Source organism: Clostridium sp. DSM 17811, from assembly GCF_018861905.1.
Lineage (GTDB): Bacteria > Bacillota > Clostridia > Clostridiales > Clostridiaceae > Clostridium_AD > Clostridium_AD frigoriphilum.
Genome location: NZ_JAHLDU010000001.1, coordinates 222,084 through 237,852 on the forward strand (window position 1 = coordinate 222,084; position 15,769 = coordinate 237,852).

The window sequence follows — 15,769 nt, forward strand, 5'->3', positions numbered from 1 at the left end:
TATGAAATCTAACCATATTGCTAAAGGTGGAATATTCGCAGCACTTAGTTTGATATTACTATATATATCCTCCGTTATACCTACAAACAGATTATCTGTACTCTGTATAGCTTCCTGCATTATTCCTCTTTCCATTATGCTTACTGGAGTAAAGAATACTGTTGTAGTCTACGGTGCTGTTTCCTTGCTTAGTTTATTTATTATACCATCAAAGCTTATAGGCCTGAGCTATATATTAATTTTTGGTTCCTATGGTTTTGTAAAATATTATGTGGAAAAATTGAGAAATATCCCTATAGAAATTGTACTAAAGTTATTGTATTTTAATATAACCTCAGGTATAATCGTGTTTATATATAAAATGTTATTCCTAAAAATCCCAAATATAAATATAAATCTTTATTTGCTCCTTATTCTTGTGGAGGTTGGCTTTGTAGTCTATGATTATGCACTTACTGCTTTTATAGCTTATGCCAATAAAAACCTTTTAAAGAAATTCAAATAAAAATACCTAAGTACTCATGAGCTTATGGTATTGACACAAAATTTTATTTAAATTATAATGGATAATAATCCAACAATAAACAAACACTAATATAATATATAGCTTTGATTAGGAGTATTAGTATTTATATCATTTTTTAGAGAGCTGCTGTTAGCTGCAAAGCAGTAATGATAAAATATGAACTTACCTATAGACTTACATCGTAAGTAAGAGCCTACTTGTAAAAACAAGTACGGTTAAAACCGTTATATTTGCAAGTGAGGTGTAAAACCTAACTAGAGTGGTACCGCGGAATATTACTTTCGTCTCTTTTTGAGATGGAAGTTTTTTTATTTTTAGCCATACATATTTTTACATTTAATCACAAAAAATCTATATAGAAAAAATAATTAATCATATTTAAGATTTAAACATAACAAGGAGGAATATTAATGGCAAAATATAATACAGGCATCGATGAAAAATGGCAACAAAAATGGGAAGACACGGATCTATACAAATTTGATGAGAATAATACTGAAAGAAAATTATATGTACTTGAAATGTTCTCTTATCCATCTGGAAGCCAATTACATGCTGGACATTGGTTTAACTATGGCCCCGTAGATACTTGGGCTAGAATGAAAAGAATGCAAGGATATAATGTATTTCAACCAATGGGTTTTGACGCTTTTGGTCTACCTGCCGAAAACTACGCAATAAAAACAGGTGTTCATCCAAAAGATTCTACTGAGCAAAACATTATTAATATGAAAAAACAATTAAAAGCTATGGGAGCTATGTTTAATTGGGATCATGAAGTTGTAACTTGCAGACCTGATTATTATAAATGGACTCAATGGTTATTCTTAAAATTATTTGAAAAAGGTCTTGCTTATAGAAAGAAAGCCCCAGTAAATTGGTGCCCTAGTTGTAATACAGTTCTTGCGAATGAACAAGTACTTGCAGATGGTTCTTGCGAGAGATGTGGCACTGAAGTTACTAAAAAGAATTTAACTCAGTGGTTTTTAAAAATTACTGACTACGCTGAGGAACTACTAGAAATGCTTGACACTTTAGATTGGCCAGAAAAAACTAAAGCAATGCAAAGACATTGGATAGGTAAATCTACTGGTGCTGATGTTACTTTTAAGGTATCCGATTCCGATTTAGACTTTAGTGTATTTACAACAAGGGTAGACACTCTATATGGCGTTTCGTATGTAGTTATAGCTCCTGAAAATGATCTTGTTGACATTCTTACTAAGGATGAATATAAGGATGCTGTTGAATCTTATAAATATGATGCCAGGAAACAAACCGATATAGAGAGGCAGTCTATTACAAGAGATAAAACTGGTGTATTTACAGGTTCTTATGCTATAAATCCTATAAATGGACGCAAAGTTCCTATTTGGATTGCAGACTACGTTCTAAACACTTATGGAACTGGTTGCGTAATGGCTGTTCCAGCTCATGATGATAGAGATTTTGCCTTCGCTACTAAATACAATTTACCTATTGAAAGAGTAATCGTTGGTTTTAAAAGCAAGAAAGAAGACGATGAAAAACTTCCTTATACTGAACATGGTAAAATTATAAATAGTGAAGAATTTAATGGTTTATCTACAAATGATGCAAAAGAAGCAATAGTTAAGAAATTGGAAACCATGAACTTAGGTTCCGGTAAAGTAAACTTTAGACTTCGTGATTGGTTAGTTTCAAGGCAACGATACTGGGGTGCACCTATTCCAATAATTCACTGTGACAAATGTGGAACTGTTCCTGTACCTGAGGCCCAGCTACCAGTAGAGTTACCTTATGACGTAGAATTTACACCAAACGGCGAATCACCTTTAGCTAAATGTGAGGAGTTTATTAATGTAACTTGTCCTGTTTGCGGAGGCCCGGCTCATAGAGAAGCTGATACCTTAGATACATTCGTTTGTTCTTCTTTCTACTATTTAAGATATGTAGATAATAAAAATAGTGAAAAAGCTTTCGATACGGACTTAATAAACAAAATGTTACCTGTAGACAAGTATGTAGGAGGTCCTGAACATGCATGCATGCATCTACTATATGCAAGGTTTATCACAAAAGCTCTTAGAGATATGGGATATTTAAACTTCGATGAACCATTCTTATCTCTTACTCACCAAGGTTTAATCCTGGGAGAAGATGGATTAAAAATGAGTAAATCCAAAGGGAACACAATCTCACCAGACAAGTACATAAAAGAGTTTGGAGCAGATGTATTTAGAATGTACTTAATGTTTGGTTTTGGCTATACTGAGGGTGGCGCTTGGAGTGATGATGGTATAAAAGCTATATCAAGATTTGTTGATAGAATAGAAAGAGCTGTAGACACTGGAAGTGACGAAATTTTAAAAAGAACTAATAATGTAACTTCTATTGGTGTTAATGAGAAAGAATTGAACTATTGGAGAAATTTCGCAATAAAAGGTGTTAGCGAAGATACTGAGAAACTTCAATTTAATACTTCAATTGCAAGACTTATGGAACTTACAAATGCTGTATCAAAATATGTTAATTACGAAAGTATAAACAGTAAATTATTAAAAGAAGTGCTTATAGATTACCTTAAGCTTTTAGCTCCCTTCGCTCCTCACTTTTCAGAAGAAAAATGGGAGACATTAGGTATGGATTACTCCATATTCAACCAAAGCTGGCCTACCTTTGATGAAAGTGCTCTTATTAAAGATGAAGTAGAGATTGCCATTCAAATAAATGGTAAGATTAAATCTAGAATAACTATAGCTCAAGGTTTAGATGAAGAAAGTATAAAACAAGCCGCTTTAAATGATGAAACATTCATTGCCGCTCTTGAAGGTAAAACTGTGCGCAAGGTTATTGTAATCAAAGGACGACTGGTTAATATAGTAGTTTCTTAAAAAAAAATGAGTAGAACATTTTATTTAAAATGTTCTACTCATTTTTGATTATGCCTTATACATGTCTAATGTTTTTTGAGTTGCACGAAGTAAACTACTAAGTTCAAAAACTTCCCCTTCTTCTAATAACTTGTTTATTTGTTCTCTATACCTAGTTGCATCCATTAATTTTCCAAGAGATGATAACATAAGTATATTATTCATTATATCCGATACCAAATTAGATTTTACCTCAAACAGTTTTTGTGCATCTTTAATTTCATCTTTAATTTCTAGCATTTGTTCATCTAGTTGAAAAGCAGCATCTGCAGCATTTTTAAGTTTTTTTCTTATATACTCTGGAATATCATGCTTATATTTATAATTTAGAGAATGTTCAACCGTAGCCCAAAAATTCATTGCAAGTGTTCTGATTTGAAATTCTGCGAGTATTTCAGTTTGACCACCAGCTAAGTTCACAGGATATTTTATAATCATATGATAACTTCTATATCCACTACCTTTTACATTTGCAACATAATCTTTTTCATAAACTATCTGCATATCACGTCGCTTGCGAATTAAATTTACCACCTTATCAATATCATCAACAAATTGGCACATTATTCTTATTCCAGCTATATCCTCCATCTCAAATTCAATTCTGTCCAAAGGAATACAGAATTTATTAGCTTTCTCAAGAATACTAGATATCTCTTTGACTCTCCCTGTAACAAATTCTATAGGTGAGTAGTCATTTTTACGTCTATATTCTCTTCTTATACTTCTGAATTTTACTTTTAACTCCTCCACACCCTGTTCATAAGGAATTAGAAATCTTTTCCACTCTCTTATTGCCATATCCTCAGTCCTTTACATAATATTTCATGTGCCTTCTTTTAAGGTTTATAATTAGCATATCAGATTTTTGGAGTTACGTTTTACATTAATATTATATTTATATTAATTTTCTGTTATAATTAATTTACTACTAAATTACTATAATAGCAATTTATTAAGTAAAATATAGTAAATTATATAACTAATCATACCACATTAAATCTAACTTTGAGGTGATTAAATGGATAAAAATATATTTTCCGGTCTAGAGAATATGGGATTTGATAATATTGACCATATTAACATATATAACAAAGAAACTGAAGCCGTAAAAGAAAGCAAGGAAAAATCTTTTCTATATAATAAAGAGGTTACTTGCCCTGTTTGTAACCACGTATTCAAGGCTGCAACAGTAAAATCCTCTGCTTATAGAATGATAAAAAAAGACAGTGATTTTTTTATTAGGTACTCATTAATTAATCCTTATTTCTATGATGTATGGCTTTGTAATTCTTGTGGATATGCAGCTATGAAAACAGATTTCTATACTATACGAAGTATAGAAATAGAGCAAGTCCAAAAATCTATATCAACCAAGTGGCACGGACGAATGTACCCAGAAGTTTACGATGTTCATGTTGCTATTGAAAGATATAAGTTATCTCTTTTAAATTATGTTATAACAAATGCGAAATCTAGTAAGAAAGCAATAAATTGCATGAAGCTTGCCTGGATGTACAGGCTAATAGATACGCAGGCCTCTAGAGAAATCGAACTAGTATTTTTAGGCCAAGCTCTAGAAGGCCTTAGTGATGCATACTACGCCGAAGCATTCCCCATATATGGCATGGATAAATACAGTGCTATGTACCTTATCGGAGAATTAAATAGACGCCTTGGACATACAGAAGATTCTTTAGTTTGGTTTAGCAATGTGATAACAACCCCTAATGTTAAACAAAATTTAAAAGAACTTGCACGAGACATGAAAGATCTAATCAAAGAAGAAGCTGCTGCATTATTAGCCGATACTGATAATTCAAACAAATCTTCTACAGAAAACTTTGAGCCATTAGAAAACACCAAAAAATCTAGTTTTTTTTCCAAATTATTTAAGTAATAATAATAATAAGGCATATAAAAATAAACAAGAAGTCAGTATACTCACATTTTAAAACGTGATTATTTGACCTGTTATTTATCTTTATGTGCCTTTGACTATTTAATAAGTTATCCACATAAACAAGTTTATTTTTCTTAATTATACACATTGCATTAACTTATATTTTATTCTAATATTTTTAAAGGATTAAAATCTAAATAGTCACAAGACGTTACTATATAATCAACACCCTCTATATTTCCTTCATATAACCTATTTAAAGATGGCCCATGCAAGTGACCATAAATTACTTTTGAAACATTATATTCTTTTACTATACTAATAAGTTCAGTTTCCTCAAACTTATCATTAGTAGGTGGATAGTGAAGCATTACAATAAATTTCTTATATCCACTCTTAACTGCTGCATCTAATGAAATTCTAAGTCTTATTAATTCTCTATTATATATTTTTTCATCATGAATAGAAAATTGTTTTGACCCCGGACAATTCCATCCCCGCGTTCCACATATAGCAACATCATTATAATCAAAAAAATTATTTTGAATAAAATTCATATCTTCATAGAGAGCATTAAGCTTCGTTATACCACTCCACCAATAATCATGATTCCCTTTGATAAGTATTTTTCTTCCTGGAAGCTCATGAATCCAATCTAAATCATCCATGCCCTCAGACATATGCATGGACCACGAAATATCTCCCGCAATTAGTACCGTATCTTCTGGAGATATTTTGTTAATCCAATTTTTTTTAATTTTCACATGATGATTACTCCATTTTTCTCCAAATATATCCATAGGTTTATCCGAATTGATAGCTAAATGAAGATCTGATATTGCCCACAACGCCATAATATACCTCCTAATTAACTACACTATATTCTTTTTTAAGCTCTAATTTTTTTTCATTAATGCATCTATATCCATAACATAAGCAATGACCTTCGCTATTGCATCATATAATTCTACGGGTATTTCCGATCCTATATCAACATTTGAGAGCAGATTCGCTAATTCTTCATTTTGTACTATGGCAACCTTACTCTCCTCTGCAGTTCTAAGAATTTCATCTGCAATGTATCCTATTCCAGCTGCCGTCACTATAGGAGCATCATATCCATTTTCATATTTTATTGCAGTAGCTTTTTTTATCTTTTTCATTTTAACACACCTCATATGCTAATCGTCTTAAACACCTTAATTACATTATACCTTTATATTGATTGCATTAAAACTTCTATCATTAAAAAATTCCCCACACTCGGCTAACGTAAACTCGTTAACCTTCTTGTTTACATTAATGCTAACTCTATAACTTAAACTTGATAAATCCTTAACTAACTTTTCCTTGCTAATATCCAAAACTTCGACAAAAATTTTATTGCAATTAATATCAATATTCATACTACTATTACTAATTTTAATATATGCATCAACTGTTCCCATATTTATTGTTTTTATACTAGTAGCAATCTTTACATTTGTACTATCAATCTTTTTGCCCTTATTTCTATCATCTTTAATGATTAATTTAAGTTGATACTCATCATTTTTAACATTTATAGGCAAATCCAAATAATAATACTGCTGAGAAATAGAATTAAATATTTTTATATCATTAAGTTTTTGATTAAACATATCCATAACCTTCTCATAAGTCTCTGGTTTAAGGTTAAGCTTATTTTGAATAATATCCTTAACTATATCTTTAATCTCACCTGTCTTTAATTTGATTTGATCCTTAATAAGGATATCCGTAGTTGTTTTTGCTATCTCCTTTTCTACATTATCTATAACTTTTTTATCTATCTCTGAAAAATTCAATTCTTTTTTTATCATATTTATAATTTCGTTAAGTGAATTGTTTTTACCATAGCCATTAACCTTGGTATTTGTAGAACTTTTATTATCTATTTTACCATCACTAACAGTAGTTTTATCCAACTTATTCAAAGGAATCTCTCCATTTTGCTTTATATTGTCTAAATTTTTACTGCTAGGCTCAATTTCTTTTGTATTTAATTTTTCCTCTAGATTGTCTATAATTTTAGTACTACTATCTGAACTTATTTCTATATTTTCCATTTTTAAAATTTTGTCCACTAAAGTTTTAAGTTCTCCTTTATTAAAACTTCCAATTTGTAATTTCAAATTTTTGCTTGGTTCCAAATTTTTATCTTGTTGTAAATTTTCAACTTGTTCCAATTTTTCATTCGATCCTAAAGTTTCACCCGATCCTAAAGTTTCACCCGTTCCTAAACTTTTAATAGTAGAACTTGATACTATATGATTTAGGCCTAAATTTTTAAGTTCTTTATTTATTAGACTAACTACCTCTTTAAAATTATTATCAGACTTGTTATCTAAAAATGTTTCACTTGTGTTTAATTTTTTCTCTAAATTGCTTATAAGTTTAGTACTACTATCTGGGCTTATTTTTATATTTTCTATTTTTAAAATTTTGTCCACCAAAGTTTTAATTTCACTTTTATTAAAACTTTCATTTTGTAATTTAAGATTCTTACTTGGTTCCAAGTTTTTATCTTGCTGTAAATTTTCACCTTGTCCCAACTTTTCACCTGATACTAAACTTTCAATAACAGAACTTGAAACTGTATGATTTATACCTAAATTTTTAAGTTCTTTATTTATTAGACTAACTATTTCTTTAAAATTACTATTATTAAGCTTACTATCTATAAATGATTCTTCTGTACTAGTTCTTTCATTGTTTTTAGCCATTGTAATACCATTCTGATTTTGGCTTACTGCGGAAGGCTTAATCAAACCTTGCATATCTTTATTTTCTCCACTGCTAAATAGATAGTTGTTAATTTCTTTTAAATTGTTATATATAGCTGAATCGCCCTTGAATAACTTTATAAAGCTTTCAAGATTTTCTTTAGTAAAACCAATATTATTTTCTTTAAATAATAATATCTCATCAACATTTAGGTTCTTTAAAACTACAAAAAAATCTTTTAAAACTTTTGTTATTTCATTTGCTTTAGCACTATTTGGATCAATGTTTCTACTTTCAATATATTTAGTTATAAAAGCATCCTCTTTTTCCCCATTTAAAGATATTTTCCCTTTGAAATCAACTAAGTTTTTTATATCAGTTATATTATCCTTAGTTAGAGGCATATCATGTTTTATCATTTTTTCAAAAAGTAAAGCATCTGTTTTATCAGTACTTAATGATTTTCCACTATGATTGTCTTTTAAAATGTCATTTTCTACGTTTTTACTATCCTCATATACTAGCTTTATTTTAAGCTTTCCCTCTTCGAATCCTTCTACTTCAAAATTCAACACACTACCGCTAGTCCCTTGTTCTAGTGGCTTATCTAGCTTAGCTGAAAATTGCCATCCATCTAATAATTTTAAATTAACTTCTCCCTTTTGCTGGTCTACACTTACTATTCTTGCATTAAATTTTTCTCCAGCTTCGAATGATATTTTACTAAAAGCTTTTTTAGCTAAAGGATTTTGCAAAATTGGATTATTGCTAATTATCGCCATAAGCCACCTCCCATTTGTTTAAGTTACTAATATTTAAAAAGTCATCAATATTTTATTATCGTATATAAACCATTTTTTTGAAGGGGATATTAATAATTTTCTATAAATATTAACTTTCCCTTCAAAATCAAAAGACAAAGCTAAAATATAAATTTTAACTTTGTCTTTTAGAGTGTTTTATTCAATGATCAATGAGTAATATTTTTTCTTTCCTTTTTTAATAAGTACTTTACCATCTTTGAAATCAGTATCTACTAGAGTTGCATTTTTATCTTCAATCCTTTTATCATTGATAGTTAATCCACCTTGTTCTATTAGCCTTCTAGCTTCTGCTTTTGAAGGTAATACTTTAGTGTAGACTAATATGTCCATTAATCCTGTGCCTAACATGCTTTGTGTGATAGATACTGTCGGCACGCTACTCATATCAACTCCAGCACCAAACAATGCTTGTGCTGCGCTTTGAGCCTTCATAGCTTCTTCTTCTCCATGAATAAGTTTTGTAACCTCAAAAGCTAAAACTTTTTTAGCCTCATTAATTTCTTCACCCTTTAAAGCACAAAGCCTTCTAATTTCGTCCATTGGTACAAAAGTAAGTAAGGCTAAACATTTTTCCACAACAGAGTCTTCTATATTCCTCCAGTATTGGTAAAAATCATAAGGAGATGTTTTGTTTGCATCAAGCCATAAAGCCCCATTTTCTGTTTTTCCCATTTTCTTACCTTCACTATTTGTTAATAATGCACAAGTCATTCCATAAGAAGCTTTACTTTCTTTTCTTCTTATCAGTTCCATACCAGCAATAATATTGGACCATTGATCGTCTCCACCTAATTGCATAGTGCATCCGTATTTCTGATTTAACATTAAAAAATCATATCCTTGCATAAGCATATAGTTAAATTCAAGGAAAGACAAACCCTTTTCTAATCTCTGTTTATAACACTCAGCAGCTAACATCTTATTTACTGTAAAATGTACTCCTATATCCCTTATAAATTCTACATAATTTAAGTTTAATAACCAGTTTGCATTGTTTTCAAGTATTGCTTTGTCATCCTTAAAATCTATAAGTCTTGAAAGCTGAGTTTTTATACAACTTATATTATGATCAATTTCTTCCTTTGATAACATTTTCCTCATATCTGTTTTACCAGATGGATCACCTATCATCGCAGTTCCTCCACCAACTAATGCTATAGGTCTATGCCCTGCCCTTTGCATATGTGCCATAAACATCATAGCAATAAAATGACCAACATGTAGACTATCTGCTGTTGGATCAAAACCTATATAAAAAGTTACCTTTTCTTTCCCTAATATTTTCTTGATTTCATCCTCGTGAGTAAGTTGCTTTAAATATCCTCGTTCTAAAAGTGTATCATATACATTTTCCATGATTTGTTCCTCCCTATTTTAATTCTACTTATTTTTGGGGATAAAAAAAACGCCCCTATGAAAGGGACGAAATAATTTCCGTGGTACCACCCAAATTGATTTAACAATCCGCTTTTTCCTTATAACGTAAGGTCAACCCGTCTCAGCTTAATTTAAAAATAACTTTATTTCAGCTTAAAGCTCCAGAATGTAATTCACCATATTCCTTAACTAGTTCACACCTACCACTAGCTCTCTTAATAATTCCTATAGTTACTTTTTTCTTTCATAACTTTATATATATTTTTTTAACTTATATCTATTTAACCATTTATTACGTTTATTTTCAACTATTTTCCCCCTATATATTAAATATATATTTAATATATAGACATTATTAAAGCTAACCTCAAATAAAATGCTTAACTCCTGGAAAAATAGACTTAAAGGTATTATCATCTTTTGAATCCGCAAATATTACTTTACCATACTTAATAAAATCCTTTTTCATTCGTGCAAATCCTTTCCCCGATTTTATAAATCTTTTTTTGTCATCTAAAGCTATTAGCTTATCATATATCCACATGTTTCTTTTTAAATAATTATGAGTATTAACTTCAGTTGAAAATAATAGATTACCAGGGCTAATTACACTTACACTGTTGTAATTTACTACTAATTCAATTTCCTTGTAAAACATAGTATAATCCCTATAAAGTATTGCATTCTTTACGGCTTCATGAACTGCACTTATAGGATAATTTGATGGGAATATCTTTTTTAAAATTTCTTCTACTCTATCTAACATATCTAATAAATTTCCTTGCACAAGTATGACCTCATCGAATTTATTATTTACCTTATTTATTATCTTTATCATATTATGAGGTAAATAAATGCTATTTATTGAGGAAAATACCAATAATCCACCCAGGGTAACTACCCTTTTATTATAATCTCTTTCTATAAAAGTTATCCCTGTATTATCCATAAATTCTAACCTATTATCGTTATTTACTGAGATGCCTTTATTTTCAAAATACTTATTGATGATATTGAAATTCAAACTATTAATATCACTATTCATAATAGGCATAGTCTCAATATTAAGATTAAAATTTTCTTGTAAACAAGAAATTAGTTCTTCTTTCCTCATTGTATCTGTTGTGGACCCTCGTCTTATGTAAAATGCCCCATTTTCCCTTAATTGATAAGGTTTCTGGCCACCATCATATATAGTTATAATTGCCAGGTTTTTGCTTTGATATACTATAAAATCTATGGATACTGGAATAGGTGGTTCACATCTTGAACTAATTATTTGTTGAATTTGTTCTTCTTTAAATTCATTGGCATCAATACCTATAATTCTTTTTGTTTTATCCTCTACCCCAATTATGATATATCCACGTCCTCCACGGGAATTTGCTATAGCAGATACATCTTTAGCTAATTCTTTTTTACCACTTTCTATTAATATATCTATTTTTTGCTTATAATCTAGTTTTGTGCCCTCATCCCTCTTGAGCAAGATGCTAATTTTTTTTAAATTCATACATTTCACCCCAAATGAACTGAAATAATATACTATGTTTGTAGTTATAGATTTTTTAAAATTATTATGTTTATAGTTTACAACAAAAGACGATGGAATACCATCGCCTTAATAAGGCAAAACAAATTATTGGAAGTTCTTTTGATCACCCGTATTCATTATTTGCACTTCTACTTCAACTTTTAACTCAGTTTTTTTAATAATATTATTTGGGATTTTAATTTTTGGATATTTATCGTAGAATTGTTCACTTATGTCAAATATATCAATCCCCATAGTCTTGTACTTTGCAAATAGAGTATTACAAGATTCTACAATATTTTTTTCTGATTTCTCCACAATTTTATTTACATTTTCTTTTGTAAAAACAATCTTTTTTTGAGCTTCTGCAAAATCTACATTAACTTTAATCCGCTTTTTTAGGTGAATAATATTACCATCATAAGTTATATCTGTCTTAGTTTTACTTTTTAAAATTTCTAAAGTTATAAATTTATTAATATCACAGGGGTTAGTTATTTCTAAAGTACCACTCGAGACAACGTTCATTAAAAAATTAAATCCCTGCCCTTCGTCTGCTTTTATTATGCTAACCATTTTATCGTTTTTAATCACTGCTCCACCATTTATTTCGAGTCTTTGCTCTAAATTATCTTTTGGAATATCTATTATTGTTACTACATTTGTTTTATCGCCCATATTCCTTTGATTATAAAAATCATTAAGACTTAATTTCAAAGCTCTTGAAGATGAACCAACATTTTCTTCAAGATGCATTATAAAAAATCCAATATACTTTTCTTGAAGAATGTTTATCTTTATGAGTTTCTCTGGATCCCCTAGATATATTGCAATATATGGTCTAATAAGCAATTCCTGATCTCGATCTAAAAAATCTATGTAATTTTCAAGACCAATTTCTGCGGCATTTCGAGTAAATATTATAGCCTTATTCTGTGTATAATTCAATTTATAACTGGAAGTAGAATTCATATTTCTAACAGCTTCAAAGATTGTTTTTCCTTTTCCCTTAAATAAGATTCTCTCATCCAACCCTTGCGGTGTTCCTCCTCTTACACCTTTATATGCTTCTGAATATATTATAGGATTACCACTACTATCCACATCTATTATTATACAAGTAACAAATAAAAGTCTATTAATGTCTCTATAACTAAAACATGCTGACATATTCAAACAACTTATTATTAAGCATATTATAACTAGTGTTTTTTTATACTTATTCATTATAATCATCCTCATCAAAAATACTATTAGAGATTTCATTAAGATCCCTTCTATATAATACATCCTTAAATTTAAAACTCTCTAGTGTACCCATAGGAAATAAATATGGATATCCACAGCTTTCTAGTCCTGCCATATGTGCTATAAAAATAAAAAAACCAATATAAAACCCTGGAAGCCCCAAAACCGAGGAAAAAATAATTATTATTATATTCCATATGGATAAAGCACCATAAAGCTTAGGCACTAAAAAAGAAGAAATGGACGAAAGTGCCACGATCACTACAGTACTTTGGGAGGCTAACCCTACTCCAACAACCGCATCTCCCAAAATTAAAGCTCCAACAATGCTCATTGCCTGGCCTATTGACTGTGGCAATCTTATTCCTGCTTCTCTAAGTAATTGAAAAAAGAAAGTCATTAATAATAACTCTATTACTGTAGGTAGAGGCACATCCGCTCTAGACATTGTAAACTTTACAGCAAGTACGGATGGAATAATCGAAAAATGGTAAGTCGCAATAGACAAATATAAGCCTGACAATAAACTCGCTGAGAAGAAAGCAACCACCCTCATAAGTCTTGTTGCATTAGCAAAATACACATTGGAATAATAATCATCCGGTGTATGGAAATTATCTATAAAAAAATATGGTGCAGTAATTACAAACGGTGTTCCATCTACTATTATTGCTATTTTTCCTTCTAAAAGCTTTGATGCCACAACATCAGGCTTTTCGGTAGTTCCTATTGTATCAAACGTCGTATTCTTACTTTTTAATTTCTCTTCAATATAATTTGTGTCTAATATAAATTCTAATTTTATATTTGTTACCTTTTTCCTTATATAATCCACAAGTTTCCTCGGGGCAACACCTTCTATATAAGCTATTACAACTACTGTATTAGATTTATTTCCTAAAAACAAAGGTTCAAATTTCAAATCTGGATTTTTTATTTTTCGCCTAATGAGTGATACATTATCTATAAATGCCTCCGTAAACCCTTCTCTCGGTCCTTTGATTACATTTTCTGTAACTGGAATTCCAACACTCCGTCTTACATAACCCTTCGCTTCACAAAATATTGATTTATCTGCAAAAGAAAATATAAGCACCAAGTCTCCAGATAAAATATGTACTATAGCCTCCTCATTACTATTAATATCCCCAATGCTATTAGCTGGTAATACCTCTTTTTTTATATACTCTAAATCTACAGTTGATATCTTATGTCTTATTAGAGGATTAAATATATACTCACTAATAAATTTGGAATCACATAAATCATCAATAAATATGCCAGTTATTGTTCCTACATCACACTGTATCTCTCTATATTTAACATCATAACTATTTTTTAATTTTTCTCTAATGTAATTTATATCTATTTTTCTCATTTTAATCACCTAATTTATTATCTGTCATGTTTAAGTTAATTATTCTGTAATTTTTTATTTTGGAGTTTAACATTTAATAAATAGGTAAATAATACTAATATATGCAAAGTTTTATTACCAATAATTATAGACTCTAAACAAATAGGAGGTGCGATAACAACATGGATAAGCTAAATACAAAACATTTAATATTCATAATTTGGGGAACCTCAATTGTAGCAATGAAAACTTACCCTAATATATTCATTGTAAATGGAGGTAGAGATTCTTGGATTTCAGTTATTATCGCCTCTATTATTCTATTTATTTATTTCATTTTCTTAATATCCGTTTGTAAAAAAACAAAATGCTATAATATGGGCGAAATATACCACAAAGCACTAGGTAAAACTATGGGAAACATTTTTTTGATTTTATTTATCATAACTTTAATTGTAAGCTTAATAGAAAGTTCTTCAGTAGAAGCAAATGCCTTGCATGTAAATATGCTTACAGATACTCCTGTTTGGTTTTTTCTGCTATTCATAGTAATACCAGCCATTTATATAACAAAGAAGGGTACTAGAGCAATAATTATAATTACTATTATCGGTATATCTCTCATAATGATGGCAGGAATAAATCTAGCAATGCTTACAGCTAAATATAAAAAGCTTAAATACTTACTACCTGTAATGGCCAATGGCATAACAACTTCTTTTATTTTATCAGTTATAAAAGCACTTGGATGTTATGGAAGTATAGCTATTTCTATACCATTTTTGTCCAGAGTAACTAATAAGTCAAAAATAATAAAACATTGTGTTATTGCTTTATTGATTGTAATACAAATGGAGATTTTTGCAAGTATCGGCCTTTTAAGCACCTTTGACGTAACTAGAGTCTTGACCATTAATTATCCCAAACTAATACAAACTCAGTTAGTTAGTTATTTTGATTTTTTAGAGGTTGGAGAGTTTTTTGTAATGCTTCAAATGGTAGGTGGGTGGTTTATAAAATATGTATTAGCGCTAAACGCTATACTCATTTTATTAAAAAATATTTCTTTTTTTAATAAATACATGATCTACATTATTACTTTATTTGTATTCATAATTTCCTATTTCATTTCTGCTAAAGTACTATTACTATATAAATTTTTAAACCTTTACGTATATTTTTCTGTGATAAGCTTCATATTAATACCAACAATAGTTTTCAGTATATTTTTGTTTAATGCTAAAAAAAAGGATAAAAATTACTAGGTCACTAAAACATAAAAAGAGCATTACGTTAAATCATCTCCTGCTGAGCTGTAGTTTTAACATAATACTCTCTTTTAA

General features: G+C 29.7%; 12 protein-coding genes and 2 other annotated features. Of the genes, 4 read left to right on the forward strand and 8 right to left on the reverse strand.

Features of this window, described 5'->3' with window-relative positions; genetic code table 11:
* The first annotated feature begins 1 nt into the window (after nucleotide 1).
* Together KPL44_RS01160 and leuS are read left to right on the forward strand one after the other, a co-directional pair.
* Nucleotides 2-505: a hypothetical protein gene (locus tag KPL44_RS01160; RefSeq protein ID WP_216246609.1), complete on the forward strand. Its 504-nt coding sequence runs from the start codon at nucleotides 2-4 to the stop codon at nucleotides 503-505.
* Nucleotides 506-600: 95 nt separating this feature from the next.
* Nucleotides 601-818: a binding site (T-box leader), on the forward strand.
* Between the two features lie 118 nt (nucleotides 819-936).
* Complete coding sequence (gene leuS / locus KPL44_RS01165; protein ID WP_216246611.1) at nucleotides 937-3,399, forward strand: leucine--tRNA ligase; 2,463 nt, start codon at nucleotides 937-939, stop codon at nucleotides 3,397-3,399.
* Nucleotides 3,400-3,447: 48 nt separating this feature from the next.
* Here the strand turns inward: leuS and KPL44_RS01170 are convergent, their stop codons facing one another.
* Nucleotides 3,448-4,239 (reverse strand): GTP pyrophosphokinase, encoded by a 792-nt coding sequence (locus tag KPL44_RS01170; protein WP_216246613.1) that lies wholly within the window; start codon nucleotides 4,237-4,239, stop codon nucleotides 3,448-3,450.
* A 220-nt stretch (nucleotides 4,240-4,459) separates the two neighbouring features.
* Here KPL44_RS01170 and KPL44_RS01175 point away from each other — a divergent pair, with 220 nt between their 5' ends.
* Nucleotides 4,460-5,338, forward strand: coding sequence for a DUF2225 domain-containing protein (locus tag KPL44_RS01175; protein ID WP_216246615.1), 879 nt, complete (start codon nucleotides 4,460-4,462; stop codon nucleotides 5,336-5,338).
* Between the two features lie 167 nt (nucleotides 5,339-5,505).
* Here KPL44_RS01175 and KPL44_RS01180 read toward each other — a convergent pair whose 3' ends face one another.
* From KPL44_RS01180 to KPL44_RS01210, 7 genes are all read right to left on the reverse strand, one after another.
* Entirely contained in the window at nucleotides 5,506-6,195 is a 690-nt protein-coding gene (locus KPL44_RS01180) for a metallophosphoesterase (protein WP_216246617.1), read from the reverse strand.
* Between the two features lie 42 nt (nucleotides 6,196-6,237).
* On the reverse strand, nucleotides 6,238-6,504 hold the full coding sequence (locus tag KPL44_RS01185) for an EscU/YscU/HrcU family type III secretion system export apparatus switch protein (protein WP_216208160.1): 267 nt from the start codon (nucleotides 6,502-6,504) through the stop codon (nucleotides 6,238-6,240).
* 45 nt (nucleotides 6,505-6,549) lie between these two features.
* Nucleotides 6,550-8,868 (reverse strand): hypothetical protein, encoded by a 2,319-nt coding sequence (locus tag KPL44_RS01190; RefSeq protein ID WP_216246618.1) that lies wholly within the window; start codon nucleotides 8,866-8,868, stop codon nucleotides 6,550-6,552.
* A 177-nt stretch (nucleotides 8,869-9,045) separates the two neighbouring features.
* Nucleotides 9,046-10,266 carry a tyrosine--tRNA ligase gene (gene tyrS, locus KPL44_RS01195; RefSeq protein WP_216246620.1) on the reverse strand — a complete coding sequence of 407 codons (1,221 nt, stop codon included), beginning with the start codon at nucleotides 10,264-10,266 and terminating at the stop codon, nucleotides 9,046-9,048.
* A gap of 59 nt (nucleotides 10,267-10,325) precedes the next feature.
* Nucleotides 10,326-10,544 (reverse strand) — a binding site (T-box leader).
* Nucleotides 10,545-10,654: 110 nt separating this feature from the next.
* A complete protein-coding gene (locus tag KPL44_RS01200) occupies nucleotides 10,655-11,800 on the reverse strand; it encodes an AlbA family DNA-binding domain-containing protein (protein ID WP_216246623.1) in 1,146 nt (381 codons plus the stop codon).
* A 126-nt stretch (nucleotides 11,801-11,926) separates the two neighbouring features.
* The gene (locus tag KPL44_RS01205) at nucleotides 11,927-13,048 is read right to left on the reverse strand and encodes a Ger(x)C family spore germination protein (RefSeq protein ID WP_216246624.1); all 1,122 of its coding nucleotides are present in this window, start codon (nucleotides 13,046-13,048) and stop codon (nucleotides 11,927-11,929) included.
* Nucleotides 13,041-14,447, reverse strand: coding sequence for a spore germination protein (locus KPL44_RS01210; protein ID WP_216246626.1), 1,407 nt, complete (start codon nucleotides 14,445-14,447; stop codon nucleotides 13,041-13,043). The genes KPL44_RS01205 and KPL44_RS01210 overlap by 8 nt, the downstream gene beginning before the upstream one ends.
* 161 nt (nucleotides 14,448-14,608) lie before the next feature.
* On the opposite strand from KPL44_RS01210, the gene KPL44_RS01215 reads away from it, so the two are divergent.
* Nucleotides 14,609-15,691, forward strand: coding sequence for an endospore germination permease (locus tag KPL44_RS01215; RefSeq protein WP_216246628.1), 1,083 nt, complete (start codon nucleotides 14,609-14,611; stop codon nucleotides 15,689-15,691).
* Nucleotides 15,692-15,769: the final 78 nt, after the last annotated feature.